The organism is Halomonas cupida (genome assembly GCF_900142755.1).
GTDB classification, from domain to species: Bacteria; Pseudomonadota; Gammaproteobacteria; order Pseudomonadales; family Halomonadaceae; genus Halomonas; species Halomonas cupida.
This window is the reverse complement of record NZ_FRCA01000001.1, coordinates 467,508-486,570: the sequence shown is the minus strand read 5'-3', so window position 1 is coordinate 486,570 and position 19,063 is coordinate 467,508. Positions and strand designations below refer to the sequence as shown.

Genomic DNA, 19,063 nt, shown 5'->3' with positions numbered 1-19,063 from the left:
TGACCATGCCCCACAGAAGCGTGCCTGACACTGGAGCGCCTGCCACCAGCACTTCTGGCGTGACAACCGACGCCCCAACGCCCCGCAGCCTGCGTCACGACATCAGTCTGTCTGCGGTGGTTGCAGGCTGCGTAGCGGTACTGATCGGCTACTCGAGTTCCGCCGCCATCATCTTCCAGGCCGCCGCCGCCGCGGGCGCCGACCAGGCACAGATCGGTTCCTGGATGTGGGCATTGGGCATCGGCATGGGGCTGACATCACTGGGGCTGTCCTGGCGCCACCGCATCCCCTTGCTCACGGCCTGGACAACGCCCGGAGCCGCATTGCTGATCACTCAACTTCCCGGCGTGCCCTTCGAGCAGGCATTGGGCGCCTTTGTGGTCAGTTCGCTGTTGCTGATGGTGGTTGGCATGAGCGATGTGATGACACGACTGATGAACGCAGTGCCGGCATCGCTGGCGGCGGCGATGCTGGCTGGCATCCTGCTACCCTTCGGTCTTGATGTCTTTCAGGCGGTGGAGATCGAACCGGTGCTGCCTCTGGCACTGCTGGCCTGCTGGATCACCGCTCGGCGCTGGCTGCCCAGTATGGCGATACCGGTAGTACTGGTGGCGGGCATCGTTCTCACTCTGGCGCTGGGACAGCTGGACACATCCAGCATCGAGCTGGCGCTGACCACTCCGCAGTGGACGACACCACAATTCTCGCTGAAGGTATGTCTCGGCGTCGGAGTGCCGTTGTTTCTGGTCACCATGGCAACCCAGAACCTGCCGGGCATCGCCATCATTCGTTCCGCAGGTTTTCAACCACCGGTAGCGGCGGCATTGCGCTGGACCGGCCTTGCTTCTCTGTTGATGGCTCCCTTCGGCGGCCATGGCATCAACCTTGCCGCCATCAGCGCCGCTCCCTGCGTGGGGGAAGAATCCCACCGAGACCCTCGGCGACGTTACATCGCCGGTATCTCGGCGGGCATCGCCTATCTGGTGCTGGGCCTGCTCGGCGCAACAGTGACCGCTCTGTTCACCGCGCTGCCCCAGGCCCTGGTGATGTCCTTCGCTGGACTGGCACTGATGGGCACTCTGGGCAATGGTCTGCGCAGTGCCTTCCACAGTGACACCGACCTCGATGCGCCGTTGGTAACCTTCCTGATCACCGCCTCATCGATCACCCTGCTGGGAATTGGCTCGGCCTTCTGGGGCCTGGTCGCCGGCCTGTTGATACACCTGATACGTAACCGCCGCTGATGGAGATGTCCGGCAGCAAGTCGCCCCCGCAGAGCCTTCAACGCTGCCAGGCATCATGACTTTTGCCGCCACCCCGCGATCCCCGTACAATGCGGAACAATCTGTCGCCGTTGTCACCGGCGGCGACTCGTCTTTACGTATTGAAGGAAACTCCTGATCCATGCGTGCCACCGAGCTTCTCATCGCCACCATGAAGGAAACCCCGGCTGACGCTGAAGTCGTCAGCCATCAGTTGATGCTGCGTGCCGGGATGATTCGCCGCCTGACGTCGGGCCTCTACACCTGGTTACCACTGGGTCTGAAGACACTGCGCAAGGTGGAACGTGTGGTGCGCGAGGAAATGGATCGCGCCGGAGCTCAGGAAGTGCTGATGCCAGCCATCCAGCCCGCCGAGCTGTGGCAGGAATCCGGCCGCTGGGAACAGTACGGTCCGGAACTGCTGCGCCTCAAGGACCGTCATGAGCGCGATTACTGTGTCGGCCCGACCCACGAGGAAGTGATCACGGATCTGGTGCGCCGCGAGGTCTCCAGCTACAAGCAGCTGCCGGCCAACTTCTATCAGATCCAGACCAAGTTCCGCGACGAGATTCGTCCGCGCTTCGGCGTCATGCGTTCACGCGAGTTCATCATGAAGGACGCCTACTCCTTCCACGTGGACGAGGCTTCGTTGCAGGACACCTACCAGAAGATGTACGACGCCTATACACGGATCTTTACCCGTCTTGGCCTCGACTTCCGTCCGGTGATCGCCGACAACGGCTCCATTGGCGGTACCGGCTCCCATGAATTCCATGTGCTGGCCGATTCCGGTGAAGACGACATCGTGTTCTCCACCGAATCCGACTACGCCGCCAACATGGAGAAGGCGGAAGCGCTGCCTGCGCCGCTGGGAAGCGATGCTCAGCGTGCGGCTCCCCAACAGGACCTGGAGCTGGTCGACACTCCCAACGCCAGAACCATTGCCACCCTCGTCGAGCAGCACGGCCTGCCTATCGAGAAAACCATCAAGACCCTGATGGTGCGCGGTAACGAAGGCGGCCTGGTGGCATTGCTGGTGCGCGGTGACCATGAGCTCAACGAGGTCAAGGCTGAGCATCTCGAGGAAGTGGCCACGCCGCTGACCATGGCCACCGAGGAAGAGATTCGTGCCGCCGTGGGTGCAGGCCCCGGTTCACTGGGCCCGGTTGGCCTCGAGATGCCGATCATCATCGACCGTAGTGTGGCGCTGATGAGTGACTTCGGTGCCGGCGCCAATATCGACGGCAAGCACTACTTCGGGATCAACTGGGAGCGCGATGCGGCACTGCCGAAAGTCGCCGATATCCGCAACGTTGTCGAGGGCGACCCCTCGCCGGACGGCAAGGGCGTGCTGGCAATCAAGCGTGGCATCGAGGTGGGTCACGTCTTCCAGTTGGGCCGCAAGTACAGTGAAGCAATGAATGCCACCGTACTGGGCGATGAAGGCAAGGCTATCCAACCCTGGATGGGCTGCTACGGCATCGGTGTCACTCGCGTGGTGGCGGCCGCCATCGAACAGAACCACGATGACAACGGCATCATCTGGCCGGATGCTCTGGCTCCCTTCCAGGTCGCCATTGTGCCGATGAATGCCCACAAGTCACAGCGTGTGCGTGAAGAGTCCGAGCGCCTGCACGATGCCCTGGTCGATGCCGGCTACGACGTACTGCTCGACGACCGTGACCTGCGCCCCGGTGTACGCTTTGCCGATCAGGAACTGATGGGTATTCCTCACCGCGTCGTGGTCGGAGACCGCAGCCTCGACAACGGTGAGCTGGAGTACAAGGGCCGCCGCGACAGCGACGCTACCATGGTTCCCCTCGATACCATTGTCGACTTCCTGAGCAAGACCATCAGGATCTGATCGCCAGCGCCAGCGAGCCACTCGGCTCGCTGGCGCCCTCCGCGCTACACCTGTAACAGCCTACCACTCTCTCCATACATATCTCCCTCCGTCCGCTCTCGGAGCTGGTGTCGTCATCCTATGGCAAGAGCCGAGGTCTGGCAGGTACAGAAAAACCGGGTACGAAAAAAAACCGACCCAAAGAGGGTCGGTTGAAAAAAGGGGGTTATGAGTCCCCCTCCCCTGACGAAGGACGACGGCTCAACGCCTGCGATGATGACTATCGCGAAACTGGCGTTCCAACCGACCTGACAAGGTCATCGGGAGAGAGCTGCACCGGGCCCATGAAAACCGGCCGCATGACATGGTGGCATTCCCGCGATGTCGATGCAGCCATCCTAACGCTGTTGCGATCACGCAATACTGATCTACATCAAGTGTGCTGTTGTGGCGCTATCTTTCATCGGATGAGGGCGACGGATCACCACACCTAGAGTACCTTGCGATCCTCGACGGCGGATGCCTCGACACCCGGTGGCAATGGATGGCCCTTGGCCAGCTCGGCACGCGTCGCCGGGCGGACATCCAGTACTTCCAACTGCCAGGTAAGCGTCTGGCCGGCCAACGGATGATTGGTATCGATGGTCACGCTATCCGCATCCACTGCGACCACAGTGACGATCTGAGGTCCGGCCTCACCCGGCGTCTGGAAACACATGCCCGGCTCCAGGTCAGGCACCGGGAAGGACTGTCGCCCCACCTGGCGCACCAACGCCTCGTCACGCTCGCCATAGGCATCCGCTGCCACCAGAGTCACACTCAACTGTTCACCCGGCTGCCGACCTTCCAGGGCGCGTTCAAGGCCCGGCAACAGGTTGTCGTGACCGTGGAGATATTCCAACGGCTCGGCACGCTGCCGCGAGTCATCCAGCGCCTCGTCATCCGTGTTGGTCAGCACAAAATGCAGTGTCGCGACGTGCTGTGAGGTTATGTTCATCTTCAACTCCAGGGGATATCCAGTAGTGCTTGCTCACCGAGGGCTGTCGAATCCCCCGGCAATCCATCCATCAGTCATGACGCTTGAGCTGCGAGACCGGCATTTCCAGACGCTGCTGGCGATGCAGCAGGTTAAGCAGCACGATCGCTCGCTCCTCGCCCTTGTGACTCTCGAAAACGGCCTGTAGATCCTTGAAGGGTCCCTCGGTGATGTCCACCGACTCTCCCTGACGGAAGTACAACTGGCGTGGATTCTCGCTACGTGTGACGCCGTGCTGACGCAATACTTCGACCAGTTCGTCGCTGATCGGCACCGGCATTGCGGTACCGAACGTCACGATGCGCAACACACCGCGCGTCGAACGAATCGGACGCCAGTTGCTGGCCACGCGGTCGAGACGCAGAAACAGGTAATGGGGAAACAGCGGCTCCTGCACCCACTCGAGGCGGCCACGGCGTTTCTTCTGAACTTCCAGCACCGGGTGGAACAGCTCATAATTCTGATTGGCCAGATGCTCTGCCGCACGGAACGATTCGCCACCCTTGCACTGAATGACATACCAACGCGGTCTATCGTCGTCTGGCGTGTCAGTGGCTGGATCGGTGTGACTCATGCTTCTCCCATCATTCATGCCGCAAGCTGGTACCATCGCCAGGCCCTGTCTGAAAAATGCCAGGCGTGTCCGGTGTGACCCCGAACCGGTGGTATCAGCAACGCGGCTCTGTAACAATTCCGTGATCGGCGCCCGGACAAGGCCATCAGGGCCCCGACGCGAGTCGTAACGACTCGATATCCGGTGGCGACTTTCGAAGCCGGCCTCTGACCGTCGAGCGCCGCTCGTTATGCCTACATTCTAACATCTCGGAATCAGCAACTGCGGCCTTGTTGATTCTGCTGATTATCCTGCATGAACAGCCCAGGAGGCTCCTACATGACCGAAACCTCAAGACAGCGTAGCTGGCGCGATAGCCTGGCGATCTACCTCAAGGCTCCCGTCATTACCATGCTGTTTCTGGGCTTCTCTGCCGGTCTCCCTTTTCTGCTGGTTTTCTCGACTCTGACCACCTGGCTACGCTCAAGTGGCGTTGAGGTCGCCGCCATCGGCTTCTTTTCATGGATCGGCCTGATCTATTCGGTCAAGGTCATCTGGGCCCCGGTGGTGGATGGCGTGGCCATTCCACTGTTGACCCGTTGGCTGGGGCAACGCCGCAGTTGGATGCTGAGTGGCCAGGCGCTGATGATGATCGGGCTGCTCGGCATGTCGAGCATCGCCGCAGGCTCGGAGGTCAATCAACTCTGGCTGGTCGCCGGGTTTGCATTGCTGGTCGCCTTCGGTTCGGCTACCCAGGACATCGCCATCGATGCCTTCCGCATCGAGTCGGCCAGCGAAGACCTTCAGGCGGCCATGGCCTCCACCTATATCATCGGCTATCGCGGCGGCCTGATCATCGCTGGCGCCGGAGCCCTGCACCTCGCCCAGGACTGGTCCTGGCACCTGTCCTACCTGACCATGGCCATACTGGTGGGCATCGGTATGCTGACCGTGCTGCTTCGCCCCGAGCCGATACGTCGCGCTCGTTCGGCGACCTTCCGCAGTGACGCCCAACTGCGCCAGTACCTGCGCACCCATCGCCACCGCGGCCGCACCGCCAAGCGGCTCGGTGCCTGGCTGGTACTGTTCAGGAGTCCCTTTGTCGATCTGTGGCAACGCTATGGCCGCTTCGGCTTCTACCTGTTGGCCTTCATTGCCCTGTACCGGATCAGTGATCTGGCCATGGCATCGATGGCTTATCCGCTCTACATCGACCTGGGGTTCGAACTCAAGACCATCGCCGATGTCACCAAGGTGTTCGGAGTGATCATGAGTCTGCTGGGGGGACTGCTGGGCGGGCTGCTGGTGGCACGTTACGGTATCGGTCGCATCCTGGTGTTGGGCGCCATCATGACCGCCGCCACCAATCTGGTCTTCGCAGTGCTGGCCAACAGTGGCGACAACATCAGCATGCTGGTGGCGACGATTACCGGCGATAATCTCAGCAACGGGCTTTCCAGCGCGGTATTCATCGCCTTCCTGTCGAGCCTGACATCGCGTGGCTATACCGCTACCCAGTACGCCATCTTCTCGTCACTGATGACATTGCCCGGCAAGTTCCTGTCCGGCTTCGGGGGTATCGTGGTCACCGACTACGGCTATACCACCTTCTTCGTGATCGCCTCGCTGATGGGTATCCCGGCGATCCTCATGGCCATCCAGGTCTGGCGACGCCACCTGACACCCTCGCTGAACGCGGACAACGCAGAGCAGCCGAATACTTAACCCGATAATCCAGTGGGTCACCCTGCCTCACTGGATTGTTGCCTGAATCACACGCTCCCCGACCTCCCCCGACATGACAGCATGTCGGAGGGAGTGGGAGGGAGTGCACGGCGCTTCACAGCATCAGTTGCGGGAAGCACTACTGAGCCAGTCGAGCGCTCCCGGCGTATTGCGCCACTGATCACGCATCAAGGTGCGATACTGCCACGCCTCGGCACGGGTGCCGGGATCCACCTCCGCGCCGGTATTGGGCGCGACACTGGCAGGTCGTGGGTTATCGGCACACAACAGCATGATGGCATGGCCGTTGTGACGCCGCGCCCGTTCCAGCGCACTCGCAGCCTCGTCCAGCTTGCCGAGCCGATACAGCGCCAGTACCTGCCCCATGTACATGCCCAGCAAAGGCGTTTCCTCATCGCCCGTTGCACTGGCCAGAGCCTGTTGACTCATCTCCAGGGCTTCATCATTGCGTCCTTCGCGGAGCAACTGATCCAGCACCAGCTCGCGCAGTCCCAGGCTATCGCCGCTGTCCAGCGACAGCAGCAACTCGGCCAGTTCACGGGAATGCTGACGTGAACCACGCTCCATCCCCACCACCAGCGCAAGTCCGGCACGCAGTAGCTGAACATTGTCGGCCCGATCCCATGACAACGGACCATCGCCGGCCTGGCGCACCTGGATCAACCAACGCTCCAGACGTTCCGCCAGAGGCTCCAACAGGCTCGGAGCCATCCACGGCAGGCTGCCGAAGCGGCTGGTCAGCGCCAGAGCCACGGATTGCAGCACCGCTGGTGAATCCAGCTGTTCCGGATTGGAGCACAGCGCCGGCAGCCACTGCCCGGCATTGACCCAGGGGTCACCGAGGAAGCCCATTGTTGCATCTGGGTCGATCTCGATCTCGAACCCCTCCTGGAACTCTGCAAAGAAGGTGTCCTCGCGCGCCGTAGACCGATAGACCAGCTCACCATCCTGTTGCTTTACCTTGATGGGCGGTGGTGGCGTCAGCTCGGCCAACAGGGTCTGAAGCCCGACCAGTGCATCACCAAGATCTTCCTCGGCGCTGAGCAACTGATCGGCCAGGGTGGCACCGGGGTTATCAGCGAGGTCGGCGAGGAACTGCAGCTGATCAGGATCCAGGTCGCCCCTCCGGGTCAGGCGGCGCAGCCAGAACCTTGAACGCTCGACGGCCTCTTCTTCGTTGCCCTCATGCAGCAGCAACATGGCCTCGACATAGGCCAGGGTCGGAGAATCCGGCAGTGCCTGCTGGGCACGCACGAAAGCTGAGCGAGCGCTATCGAGATCGTCGTTGTCCAGATGCATCAGGCACAGGCGCTCAAGTGCCACGCCACGCAGGAACATGGGCCCGCGTTCGAGCACCTCATCGAGCAGAGCCTCGCGCTTGCGATAGAAGCCGCGTTCCTGGAAGAGGTCGAGGAGAATCTCGAAGGCCGGCTCAGCCTGTTCCGGCAGCCGATCCCAGTCGGAGTTGTCGAACAAGGACTCGAGAATCTGTTGGGCACGTCCACGTTGCCCCGACTCCGCGGCAATCAGCCCGGCCTCCAGCAATGCCTGCGCCGGTGCGCGGCCACTGGCCAGCGCCGCCTTCAGCGTGCTGCCCTTCCATTCACGCAACGACAGCATCCACATCAGATGTGGCGGTAAGTGCCCCGGCAAGTTCACGGCACCACAACACTGCTTCATCTTGCGCCCCGAGTCACACCAGCAGGGCTCATTACGGCCGGGACGCGCCAACTGTTCACAGGCAAAACCGAGCCGTTCCAGCGGCGTCTGCGACCACAACTCAGGCGCCAATGCCTGAGCCAGTGTCTTGTCCCCACCTACTCGCCCCGGGCCTTCTTCCCTCGCCCAGCGCATCAAGGTCGGATAACGTTCGTCCTGTCGAATGGCTGCGAGGGCGCCCGAGGCAAAGCCCAGCAGTTGATCCACCCATACTGCCAGCATTGCCATCTCCAAACTCAAAAAAAGCGACACAGTCTACCAGCCCTTCACGCTCAAGGGCAGTTCAGTTCCCGTACGTGGAAGTTTCCAGCCGATCCTGTGTCCTTCCGTGCATTCCGGACACGCTGTAATGCACTCCTGTGTTCTCATCGTCCTGGTGATACCGACATGGCCACTGTCCACGCCCCTCACCATCAGCATCCTGGCCGTCGGAGCCAAAAACCCGCGCGCGTCAAGGCCAGAGGGTGGCATTCATCACCCGCCACGTCATGAGTCATCAAGGGTGCCACAAAAACCGATATGATACTTGTACACGACAACGAAAATGGTAAACCTGGCATCGCCGCTGACATACTGGAAGAATATACATAACTCTTCGTGGATAGGGCGTCCCCATGCGTTTGATCATTGCGGAAAAACCCAGCCTTGCTCGCGCCATCGCCGAGGCCTTGCCCGCATCTGCACAGCGGCGTGACGGCTATATCGAGGCCGGAGACACCATTGTCAGCTGGTGTGTCGGCCACCTGCTCGAACAGGCGCCACCGGATGCCTATGATGCCGCCTTCAAGACCTGGCGACGTGATCACCTCCCCATCGTGCCGCAACAATGGAAGCTGACACCGCGGCCCAAGGCACGCTCTCAACTTGGTGTACTGCGTGGCTTGATCAAACGCGCCGCCAGCGTGGTGCACGCCGGAGATCCGGATCGCGAAGGCCAGTTGCTGGTCCAGGAAGTCATCGAGCATCTGGGTTGGAAAGGGGCCATCGCGCGTCTGTTGATCAGTGACCTGAACCGACCAGCCGTGGTCCGGGCCCTGTCCCGCATCGAGGACAACACCCACTACCTTCCGCTCTACCGGGCCGCAGAGACCCGCGCACGAGCCGATTGGCTGTATGGTATCAACCTGACCCGCGCCTGGACGCTGATCGGTCGTCAGGCCGGTCATGATGGCGTGCTGTCCATCGGCCGAGTGCAGACACCCGTGCTTGGCCTGGTGGTACGACGGGACGAGGAAATCCGGGATTTCACGCCTTATCCGTTCTTCGTGCTCTGGGCACAGCTGGCGGTGGCCAGTGGACAGCTACGCGCCTGGTGGGTTCCGGGCGAGGGCCATCGCCTTGATGAGCGTGGCCGACTGCTCGACCGTCAACCCGCCGACACTCTGACGGAACGCCTCCAGGGCGCCCAGGGACAACTGACCAACCTGGATCGACGCCAGCGCCGCCAACCCCCACCTCTGCCCTATTCCCTGTCCGCACTGCAGGTCGATGCAGCGCGACGCCACGGGCTCTCTGCCAAGGCAGTGCTGGATATCTGCCAACGCCTCTACGAGCGCCACCAGCTGATCACCTACCCGCGTTCGGACTGTCGCTATCTGCCCCGGGAACACCTCAAGGGCATGCCGCAACAACTAGCCAGTGCCTGCGCCCGGGATGACGTTCTGAGCAGTTGGCTGGCCAATGCTGACATGAGCCTGCGCTCTAGGGCATGGGATGACACCAGGGTGGGCGCACACCATGCTCTGTCGCCCACCGGAAAGCCCTTCGACCCGACGCGCCTGACGCGTCAGGAAGCCGATGTCTATCGCCTGATCACCCGCAACGTCCTGGCACAGTTCTACCCACCGCTGGAAACCTGCGAGGTCAAGGCAGAGTTCATCATTCTCGACGAGCGTTTCCGTGCCTCGGGCCAGGAAATCATTGCTCCCGGTTGGAAGCCGTTGTTCACCACCCGAGAAGAGACACCACCACTGCCCAGTCTGCGCCAGGGGGAGAGCTGCCGAGTGCTCGCCACCGAGGTCGAGGAAAAACAGACCCGGCCACCGGAACACTTCACCGATGCCAGTCTGATCAAGGCGATGATGAATATCGCGCGCTATGTCGAGGACAGCGAGGTACGTCGTACACTGCGCGACACCGACGGCCTGGGCACCGAGGCCACCCGCGCCAACATCATCGAGACACTGATCGAACGCTGCTACCTGGTACGTGACGGCAAGTCACTGCGTGCTACCCAACTGGGCGTCGCGCTGATTCAATCAGTGCCACCCGCCGTTGGTCGGCCGGAACGCACCGCGTTGTGGGAACAGCGACTGGAGGCCATCGCCAACCAGGACAATCCCGCCCCCTTCCTCGATGCACTGGTCAACGACCTGCATCAGTTGGTGGCCGCCGCCGATTCACAGCGGTTGGCCCAGGCACTGAGCGAGGCCCGCCAACATCAGGCGATCCCCGATGCCACTCCACGCCAACGTCGTCGCTCGACCACATCACGGCGCAGCAGCAAGGCCGGCAACAGCTCCAGAACCTCGAGTGGTACCGGCAGCCGCAAGTCACGCTCTGGCGCCAGTAGCAGCGCACCACGCCGCCGGCGACGGACCACGGAGGAATCCTGATGCATGACGCTCTGAGTCTGGTTGTGGGTCCCGGCGCCATTGGGCGGCTACTGGCGCTGTCGCTACAGGGTTCCGCCGATCGCCAACCCGCCGCCCGCCTGCTGGGCCGTCGCCTCTTGCCGGACAGGCAGTGGCTGACCAGACCCGATGGCGAGCAGCGGTGGGTCGACATCGCCACTGTCGTCGAGCCGCAACTCGCTGTCCAGGATATCAAGCTGGTGCACCTGACCACCAAGTCCTGGGCCACCTTGGAAGCATTCGAGACGCTGGCACCCCACCTGCCGGCAGACACTCCGCTGGTCCTGTGGCAGAACGGCTTGCGCGTCCAGCACCCACTGACCGAACGATGGACGGGGCCAGTGCTCTGTGCCTCGACTACGGAAGGTGCTTATGTCGTCGATAACGATCACGTTGTCCATGCCGGACACGGGCAGACCGTGCTCGGACACCTCGGTGGGGGTCACGCCGAATTGGCTGAGGAGATTGCCCGACAACTGAGCGGGGCCGGGCTGGCAGCCACGGCGGTCGATGATATCGAGGTGCGCCTGTGGCACAAGCTGGTGGTCAATGCTGCCATCAACCCACTGGTCGCGCGTTTCCGCATCCTCAATGGACAGCTGCGCGAAAGCCCCTGGCGCGAAAGGGTCGAGGCCACGCTTGCCGAGCTTGACGCCCTGATGCAGGCTCTGGACATCCCGCCTCCCGCCAGCTCCACGTCACGCCCATGGCACGACCTGGTGTGGCAGGTTATCGAGCGGACCGCCGCCAACCGCGCCTCCATGCTGCAGGATCTCGAAGCCAGCCGGCCTACCGAATACGATGCCATCCTCGGGCCATTGCGCGAGGCAGCCCGAACAGCCGACATCGCCACTCCCGAGCTGGATCAGCGCTGGCAGGAACTGGACCAGCGAGCCGCAGACTGAGTTCCTTGCGGTAGAGGCTGCAGTGATTTCATGAAGCCTGTATCCCATGAACCGCATACTTCATGAAACCTATGCTCCATAAAACCTTTATTCCCGAAAATCCTGGGCGAAGGATAGGCTGGAATAGTCCCGCGGACGGTGCTAATTTGGTTGAGGAATATGCGAATCAATTTCACAGAGCTGCTGTGGAGAGGTTCGTACGTGGTTCGTTGTACCACCGTCGATCACGCTGTCACTGATGGAATGGGGCTCACTGAGTGAATGAACAGTGCCGTCCATTGCGTAGTGTTCGACGCCAGTCAACGCCAGGGATGTGACGCCGGGTCCGCTTTCATCACAGCCTACCGGCCAGGGTGTAGACCCTCAGGATGCCAGAATGTTGTCGCCATCACTCATACGAAGTTCATTTGGCTGCTCTCTTCTGCTGACACTCAGCATCGCGTCAGCAATGATCACCACCCCCGCAACCGCGGCCGAGTCTGTGGCAACATCTGTTGAAGCCCTGCCTGTTGAAACAGCGCTCGCTGAAACAACGGCCAGCCCCGATAATTCCGCCCAGGGTACAGACGCCTCCCAGACTGGCGATCCAGCCGAGGCGGAGGAATCGACATCGCCTTCCTCTCCTCCCCAAGGCCCCGCGATGGATACCGAGCGCGCAGAGAACCAGGCCACTGACTTCAAGCCTTCGTCCCAGCGTCCAGCTCCCTCATTCTCCACTCTCTCCCAGGAAATAGTGCGCCTCGATAATGGCCTGTTGCTTCAGGGTGACGAGGTGCACACGCCGGATGGCTACACGTCGGGGTTTCGACTGACCGCCGGCTTCACTCCAGTACCCAGTGACGGCCTTGATCTTGGTGCCGAACTGCGTTATCGGGAGAGCAATAATGTGCCAACCAGCGTCGGCGGCAATCACGTTCAGGATGTCACCAGTTTCGGCGGCAGCTTGATTGCCGGGCTGCGTGTCGGCGCTTTCGGCCTCTATGGCAAGACCGGCTACGCCCAGTGGAGCAGCGACCCGGTCACCGGCAGCCAGCAGATCGAAACCAGCAGCGGCATGGCGCGAATCCAGGGCTTCGGGGCACGCTGGCTGGCCGATGATGGCTGGATCGGCCAGTTGGAAATGGAAGAGATCGACCATCCGCTGCTCGAACACCTGAACATGGTCACCGCATCGGTGCACCTGCCCTTCTGATTCAGCCCTTCTCTGACCAGCCTGCCCAGTACGACAACGCCCGGCGATCCTCACGGATCAGCCGGGCGTTGCGGTCCAACCAGCACCGATACTAGCCTGTATTGCGCAGCCCTGCAGCAATCCCGGCCATGGTGACCATCAGCGCCCGCGAAAGATCAGCACTGATGGCACCGTCGGCATCGCGATTACGCTGCAACAGCTCGGCCTGGAGGCCATGCAACGGGTCAATGTAAGGGTTGCGCACCTCGATGGCCTGACGGATCAGTGGTGTCTTCTCCAGCAACTCATCCTGTTCCAGCACGTCCAGTACCACCTTGTGCAGACGGCGGAAACGCTCGCGCAGGCGTTCGCCCAGGGCCTCGAGACTAGGCTCATCAACCAGCCGGTGTTCGTAGTAGGCCGCAATCTCGACATCTGCCTTGGCCAGCAGCATCTCGAGCATGTCGAGATAGGTGCCGAAGAACGGCCACTGGTCGCGCATCTGCTGGATCACATCCAGACCACCGGGCTCCTCGATACGATTGGCGAAGGCTTCTCCGGTACCCAACCAGGCCGGCAACATCAGACGGATCTGTGTCCAGGCAAAAATCCACGGGATGGCCCGCAGGGTTTCCACCCCGCCGTCCTGACGACGCTTGGTCGGCCGTGATCCCAGCGGCAAGCGTCCCAATGCACCTTCCGGCGTGACGGCGCGGAAATAGGGCACAAAGTCGGGATCCTGACGCACCACACCGACGTAGGCCTTGTGCGCGGTGTCCGCCAACCGGTCCATTTCTTCGCGCCATTCAGGTTTGGGCCTGGGCGGCGGCAACAACGAGGCCTCGAGCACTGCACAGGTGTAGATTTCCATGGAGCGCAGAGCAATGTCCGGTTGACCGAACTTGAAGCGAATCATCTCGCCCTGCTCAGTGACACGCAGACTACCATTCACCGACCCCGGCGGCTGGGACAGGATAGCCGCATGGGACGGGCCACCACCACGACCCACCGTGCCACCACGACCATGGAACAAGGTCAGATTGACACCATTGCGCTCGCAGACATCCACCAGCGCTTCCTGAGCTCGGTACTGCGCCCAGGCGGCAGCCAACTGGCCTGCATCCTTGGCCGAGTCCGAATAGCCGATCATCACTTCCTGACGGTCCCCCGCCAGTTGCCGATAACCGGGCAGAGCCAACAGACGATCGATGACATCCCCTGCTCGGTTGAGGTCATCGAGGGTCTCGAACAGAGGTGCAATCGGCATCCCCACGCGGCCGCCAACTTCCTTCATCAACAGCGCCACGGTGAGCACATCCGAAGGCTGCCCGGCCATGGAAATGATGTAGGTTCCCAGTGCCTCACCATATTCCGCTGCGACGACGCGGAAGGTATCAAGGGTTTCGCGGGTTTCCGCCGAGCACTCCCAACGCCGAGGGATCAGTGGACGTGACGACTCCAGTTCGTTCAGCAGGAACGCCTGACGCTGTTCCTCGCTCCATTCACGGTAGTTGCCGAGATTCAGGTCGTGGGTCAGCTCTTCCATCACCTGGGCATGACGACCGGCTTCCTGACGCAGGTCCAGCTTGGTCAAGGTGACGCCGAATACCGCCACTCGGCGCAGGGTATCGAGCAACACGCCATTGGCGATGGTGTCCAGCCCGACATCACAAAGCGAGCGATAGCAGGCCAGCAGCGGCGCATACAACTGATCACGGGTCTCGATGATCGGACCGCCTTCGAAGCTGCGACCGTCCAGTTGCGCCTTGGCCCAGTCCCGTGTGGCCTCGACCCTGGCCACCAGCCGCTTGAGCAGTTCGCGATAGGGCTCCGCCACATTACCAACCTCGGCCCGCATGGCGCTGTTGGTATTCCACATCGACAGCTCGGTCTTGAGCTGCTCCAGATCACGCAGGTACAGATCAGCAGCCATCCAGCGGCCCAGCAACAGCACTTCTCGGGTCACCTTGGCCGTAACATTGGGGTTACCATCACGGTCCCCGCCCATCCACGAAGCATAACGAATCGGAGCAGCATCCAGCGGCAGGCGCTCACCGGCTGCATCGAGCAGCAGATTGTCCAGGTCACGATGGAAATCGGGTACCGCTTGCCACAGTGAATTCTCGATGACCGCAAAGCCCCACTTGGCTTCATCAACCGGAGTAGGTCGATCATGGCGAATCTCATCGGTATGCCAGGCCTGGCTGATCAGCTCCTCGAGGCGTCCTCTGGCCCGTGTCGCGCGCTCAGGGTATTCGCTGGAAGACTCGATCGCGGTGAGGCAATCATCAATGGCATCGTACTTCTGGATCAGGGTGCGTCGAATGACTTCGGTGGGATGAGCGGTCAGTACCAGTTCCACACGCATGTTGGCCAGTGTCTCGACCAGCTTGCGAGGTGAATGGCCTTCATTGCGAGCACGCTCCAGCAGTTCGCCCAGCACCGGTTGAACTCCCGGCTTGTAGTCCTCTACACGGCGAAATCGCGCACGATAGTGCTGCTCGGCGATGTTGGCCAGATTGAGAAACTGGTTGAACGCACGGGTCACCGGCAACAGGTCCTTTTCCGGCAGCCGCCGCAGGTAGTCGATAAGCTCCTGCTGCCCGGCCTGCTCACCGGAGCGCCCCCGCTTGGCCAGGCCACGAATCGTCTCGATGCGCGCCACAAAGCCTGGCCCCAGATCATCGGCAATGGTACGTCCCAGGCTGTCCCCCAGGATGCGCACATTGTCGCGCAGCGATTCGTGAAGGTCATGACTCATTCGGAGGCTCCCTTGTCTTGTCCGGTAAATAGTCTTGTCGGGTAAATAGTCTTGTCGGGTAGATAGGTTGTGAGGTGAACCGGTCCAGCCAGGTCAACAAGGTCCCTTATTCAGCAGACCGATCTCGCCCGGGCATCGGTATCTCTGCCACAGGATCTCTGCCACAGGTGCCTTGCCCCGGGACCTCACGCTCTCCACGGTTCGTCTCTCTCCTGCCCCACACTATCCTGCATGGTGGCCGCACATGTTGACTGGTGCTTGATTCAGTGCTCAGTCACTGATCGATTCGGCCTTCTTGGCCTCCTGCCAGTGACGCTCCATTCGTTCCAACTCGGCATCCTCAAGCCGCACACCCTCATTGCCCAGCGCTGATTCGAGGTGGCGGAAACGCTGCTCGAAGCGCTGATTGGTACCACGCAGACAGGCTTCCGGGTCAACCCCCAGGCGCCGTGCCAGATTCACCGCCGCGAACAACAGGTCGCCCAGTTCCTCGCCTGCATGAGCCCGGTCACCGGCATCCAGTGCCTGCTGGATCTCATCGAGTTCCTCGCCAAGCTTGGCCATCACCCCTTCAGTATCCGGCCAGTCGAAGCCGACCCGTGCGGCACGTTTCGACAGTTTCATGGCACGGCTCATGGCTGGCAGGGTCCGAGGAATATCATCAAGTACCGAGGGCTGGGTGTCGGGTTCCGCCACCCGTGATTCACGCTCGTTCTGCTTGAGGCTTTCCCAGCGCGAATTGACCTGATGCGTTTCGACTTCGGCGGCACTGATACCCTGCCGCCGGGAGCCAAGATGACCGTCGGGGAACACATGAGGATGGCGGCGCAGCATCTTCTCGGTCAAGACATGAACGACATCCCGAAAGTCAAAGCGGCCTTCCTCATCGCCGAACTGGCTGTAGTACACCACCTGAAACAACAGGTCGCCAAGCTCCCCGGGGAGCTCATCAAAGGCCCGCCGCTCGATGGCATCCGCCACTTCATAGGCTTCCTCGATGGTGTGGGGAACGATACTGTCCCAGTCCTGCCTGACGTCCCACGGACAACCCTGTTGCGGATCCCGCAGCACGGCCATCAGCGTCAGGAGGTCATCCAGCGTGTATCGAGCACTCATCCCTTGCGTCCTTTTCCAGCGCCATCCCGAGGCTTGCCATGAGCGCCATTACGCAAACGCTTCACCTCGATGATATTGGGCAACTGCTGAATGCGCGAGAACAGCCGCCCAAGCGTTTCCAGTCCATCCACCTCGAGAGTGATCGCCAGGCGAGCAATACCATCATCAGTGTCGGTACGAGTGTTGATCGACAGCACATTGACCTTGTCCTGTCCCAACAGCGTCGTGACATCACGCAGCAACCCGGAACGATCCCAGGCGAGGATCTCCACATCCACCGGATACCGAGTGCTGGCCCGCTCTCCCCACTCCACCTCGATCACCCGCTGAGGCTCATCCATGCGCAACTGCAGGATGTTGGAGCAGTCCTGCCGATGCACGGTCACACCACGCCCCTGGGTAATGAAACCGACAATGGGTTCCCCGGGCACCGGGTTGCAGCAGTTGGCCATGCTGGTCTTGAGATTGCCGACCCCAAGCACTGTTATGCCGGTATCGGTGTCTCGTGAGCCCGAACGACGCGGCTTGGCCAACAGCCGCTCAAGATGTTCCTGATCATCATTCTCACCGAACAACTGCTGAGCCTGGTGCAACACCTGGCCAATGCGCAGATCACCGGCCCCCAATGCCGCATACATGTCCTCGGCGTTGGTGTAGTTGACCTTGCGGGCCAGTTGATCAAGGTCCATGTCCTCGACATCGAGTCGCTTCATCTCGCGCTCGAACAGGGCCCGACCCTCGTCAAGGTTGCGATCCCGCGCCTGGTGCTTGAACCAGGACTGTATCTTGGCCCGCGCCCGTGACGTGCGCACAAAGCCGAGACTCGGGTTGAGCCAGTCACGACTCGGCGCGCTCTGACTACCGGTGAGAATCTCTACCTGCTGGCCGGTCTTGAGCCGATAGGTCAACGGCACGATACGCCCATTGACCTTGGCACCTCGGCAGCGATGACCGACCTCGGTATGTACGCGATAGGCAAAGTCGATGGGCGTGGCCACGCGCGGCAGGTCAATCACGTGACCATCCGGGGTGAAGACATAGATACGATCCGGAGCGACATCACTGGACAGACCTTCACGCAGATCTCCCAGCTCGCCGACTTCCTCATGCCACTCGAGTACCTGGCGCAACCAGGCAATCTTCTCCTCGTAGCTGGCACTTCTGGCGTTGGTATCATGGCCCTTGTAGCGCCAATGGGCGCAGACCCCCAACTCGGCCTCCTCGTGCATGGCAAAGGTCCGAATCTGGATCTCGAGTATCTTGTTCTCGGGGCCGATCACCGCCGTGTGCAACGACTGATAGCCGTTCTTCTTGGCGTTGGCGATATAGTCATCGAATTCATCGGGGACGTGGTGCCAACGCGAGTGAACGATGCCCAGCATGGTGTAGCAGTCACTGACCGTCGGCACCAGAATACGCACAGCACGAATGTCGTGGACCTGTGAGAAATCGATCCGCTTGCGCTTCATCTTGCGCCAGATCGAATAGATATGCTTTGCCCGACCATCGACCTGATAGCGTTCGATACCCTGTGCCGCCATCAGCGACTTGAGGGTTTCGACAACATCATGGATGTAGCGGTCTCGATCGAGACGCTTCTCGGCCAACTGATGCGCGATGGTCTTGTAGTCGTCCTCGTGCAGATAACGGAACGACAGATCCTCGAGTTCCCACTTCAGATGACCGATACCGAGCCGATGCGCCAGCGGCGCATAGATGTCGAACACCTCACGTGCTACGCGCAGTCGCTTCTCGCGAGGGGCGTCACGTACCTGGCGCAGGGCACAGGTGCGCTCGGCGATCTTGATCAGCGCCACCCGGACATCATCGATCATGTTGACCAGCATCTTGCGCAGATTGTCCTGCTGGTCCTGCTGCAGGCCGTTGGACATCGTCTGAATGTTGCTGATGGCAGCCATCTGCAGCACTCCTTCGATCAACCGCGCCACTTCCTTGCCGAAGCGTTTGGCGACCGTTTCCAGCGACAGCATGTCCTCTCTCACCGCGCGATACAGCACCGCCGCGACGATCGGCTCCTGATCAAGGCGCAGTTCACTCAGGATATCGGCCATTTCCAGCCCCATGCGGAAGCTGGAACCATCCACCAACCAACTGCGGTGTGGGCGCTCTGACTCGAGCTCCAGCGACTGAATTTCCAGATTCTGAGCCAGCTCACAGGCGGCTACCAGATCATCGGGACGTGTCAGTTTGACGTCTTCCTGCAGGCGTGTGACCCACTGAGCAATGTCGACGCGTCCCTCCGCGGTCAGTGGTTGGTCTTCACGCACCTTTACCATCTTGGGTCACTCCTTGGGACA

The 19,063-nt window shown here is 61.2% G+C and carries 12 protein-coding genes; 6 read left to right on the top strand and 6 right to left on the bottom strand.

Annotated elements, in window-relative coordinates; translation table 11 throughout:
* The first annotated feature begins 5 nt into the window (after window positions 1-5).
* Entirely contained in the window at window positions 6-1,244 is a 1,239-nt protein-coding gene (locus tag BUE38_RS02050) for a benzoate/H(+) symporter BenE family transporter (protein ID WP_084541661.1), read from the top strand.
* A gap of 160 nt (window positions 1,245-1,404) precedes the next feature.
* The gene (locus BUE38_RS02045; protein ID WP_073433346.1) at window positions 1,405-3,126 is read left to right on the top strand and encodes a proline--tRNA ligase; all 1,722 of its coding nucleotides are present in this window, start codon (window positions 1,405-1,407) and stop codon (window positions 3,124-3,126) included.
* A 469-nt stretch (window positions 3,127-3,595) separates the two neighbouring features.
* Here BUE38_RS02045 and BUE38_RS02040 read toward each other — a convergent pair whose 3' ends face one another.
* Together BUE38_RS02040 and rfaH are read right to left on the bottom strand one after the other, a co-directional pair.
* Window positions 3,596-4,102, bottom strand: coding sequence for an FKBP-type peptidyl-prolyl cis-trans isomerase (locus BUE38_RS02040; protein WP_073433345.1), 507 nt, complete (start codon window positions 4,100-4,102; stop codon window positions 3,596-3,598).
* A 70-nt stretch (window positions 4,103-4,172) separates the two neighbouring features.
* Window positions 4,173-4,715, bottom strand: coding sequence for a transcription/translation regulatory transformer protein RfaH (gene rfaH / locus BUE38_RS02035; RefSeq protein WP_073433344.1), 543 nt, complete (start codon window positions 4,713-4,715; stop codon window positions 4,173-4,175).
* 318 nt (window positions 4,716-5,033) lie between these two features.
* Between rfaH and BUE38_RS02030 the strand changes: the two genes are divergently transcribed.
* Window positions 5,034-6,419 carry an AmpG family muropeptide MFS transporter gene (locus BUE38_RS02030; protein ID WP_073433343.1) on the top strand — a complete coding sequence of 462 codons (1,386 nt, stop codon included), beginning with the start codon at window positions 5,034-5,036 and terminating at the stop codon, window positions 6,417-6,419.
* Between the two features lie 123 nt (window positions 6,420-6,542).
* Here BUE38_RS02030 and BUE38_RS02025 read toward each other — a convergent pair whose 3' ends face one another.
* Window positions 6,543-8,381 carry an SEC-C metal-binding domain-containing protein gene (locus tag BUE38_RS02025; protein ID WP_073433342.1) on the bottom strand — a complete coding sequence of 613 codons (1,839 nt, stop codon included), beginning with the start codon at window positions 8,379-8,381 and terminating at the stop codon, window positions 6,543-6,545.
* Between the two features lie 392 nt (window positions 8,382-8,773).
* Between BUE38_RS02025 and BUE38_RS02020 the strand changes: the two genes are divergently transcribed.
* The 3 genes from BUE38_RS02020 to BUE38_RS02010 all read left to right on the top strand — a co-directional run bounded on the left by BUE38_RS02020 (window position 8,774) and on the right by BUE38_RS02010 (window position 12,889).
* Window positions 8,774-10,774: a DNA topoisomerase III gene (locus tag BUE38_RS02020; protein WP_073433341.1), complete on the top strand. Its 2,001-nt coding sequence runs from the start codon at window positions 8,774-8,776 to the stop codon at window positions 10,772-10,774.
* A complete protein-coding gene (locus BUE38_RS02015) occupies window positions 10,774-11,697 on the top strand; it encodes a ketopantoate reductase family protein (protein WP_073433340.1) in 924 nt (307 codons plus the stop codon). Before BUE38_RS02020 ends, BUE38_RS02015 begins: the two co-directional genes overlap by 1 nt.
* A gap of 640 nt (window positions 11,698-12,337) precedes the next feature.
* Entirely contained in the window at window positions 12,338-12,889 is a 552-nt protein-coding gene (locus BUE38_RS02010; RefSeq protein ID WP_143166164.1) for a hypothetical protein, read from the top strand.
* A gap of 91 nt (window positions 12,890-12,980) precedes the next feature.
* Here the strand turns inward: BUE38_RS02010 and ppc are convergent, their stop codons facing one another.
* The 3 genes from ppc to relA form a co-directional block, all read right to left on the bottom strand.
* Entirely contained in the window at window positions 12,981-15,629 is a 2,649-nt protein-coding gene (gene ppc, locus BUE38_RS02005) for a phosphoenolpyruvate carboxylase (protein ID WP_073433338.1), read from the bottom strand.
* 270 nt (window positions 15,630-15,899) lie between these two features.
* Window positions 15,900-16,745, bottom strand: a complete 846-nt coding sequence (gene mazG, locus BUE38_RS02000; RefSeq protein WP_073433337.1) for a nucleoside triphosphate pyrophosphohydrolase — start codon at window positions 16,743-16,745, stop codon at window positions 15,900-15,902.
* Window positions 16,742-19,042 (bottom strand): GTP diphosphokinase, encoded by a 2,301-nt coding sequence (gene relA, locus BUE38_RS01995; protein WP_073433336.1) that lies wholly within the window; start codon window positions 19,040-19,042, stop codon window positions 16,742-16,744. The genes mazG and relA overlap by 4 nt, the downstream gene beginning before the upstream one ends.
* Window positions 19,043-19,063: the final 21 nt, after the last annotated feature.

What these genes read in the sequence shown, in the direction of transcription:
- BUE38_RS02050 (WP_084541661.1), top strand. Translation starts at nt 6, where the DNA reads ATGCCCCACAGAAGCGTGCCTGACACTGGAGCGCCTGCCACCAGCACT.
- BUE38_RS02045 (WP_073433346.1), top strand. Translation starts at nt 1,405, where the DNA reads ATGCGTGCCACCGAGCTTCTCATCGCCACCATGAAGGAAACCCCGGCT.
- BUE38_RS02040 (WP_073433345.1), bottom strand. Translation starts at nt 4,102, where the DNA reads ATGAACATAACCTCACAGCACGTCGCGACACTGCATTTTGTGCTGACC.
- rfaH (WP_073433344.1), bottom strand. Translation starts at nt 4,715, where the DNA reads ATGAGTCACACCGATCCAGCCACTGACACGCCAGACGACGATAGACCG.
- BUE38_RS02030 (WP_073433343.1), top strand. Translation starts at nt 5,034, where the DNA reads ATGACCGAAACCTCAAGACAGCGTAGCTGGCGCGATAGCCTGGCGATC.
- BUE38_RS02025 (WP_073433342.1), bottom strand. Translation starts at nt 8,381, where the DNA reads ATGCTGGCAGTATGGGTGGATCAACTGCTGGGCTTTGCCTCGGGCGCC.
- BUE38_RS02020 (WP_073433341.1), top strand. Translation starts at nt 8,774, where the DNA reads ATGCGTTTGATCATTGCGGAAAAACCCAGCCTTGCTCGCGCCATCGCC.
- BUE38_RS02015 (WP_073433340.1), top strand. Translation starts at nt 10,774, where the DNA reads ATGCATGACGCTCTGAGTCTGGTTGTGGGTCCCGGCGCCATTGGGCGG.
- BUE38_RS02010 (WP_143166164.1), top strand. Translation starts at nt 12,338, where the DNA reads ATGGATACCGAGCGCGCAGAGAACCAGGCCACTGACTTCAAGCCTTCG.
- ppc (WP_073433338.1), bottom strand. Translation starts at nt 15,629, where the DNA reads ATGAGTCATGACCTTCACGAATCGCTGCGCGACAATGTGCGCATCCTG.
- mazG (WP_073433337.1), bottom strand. Translation starts at nt 16,745, where the DNA reads ATGAGTGCTCGATACACGCTGGATGACCTCCTGACGCTGATGGCCGTG.
- relA (WP_073433336.1), bottom strand. Translation starts at nt 19,042, where the DNA reads ATGGTAAAGGTGCGTGAAGACCAACCACTGACCGCGGAGGGACGCGTC.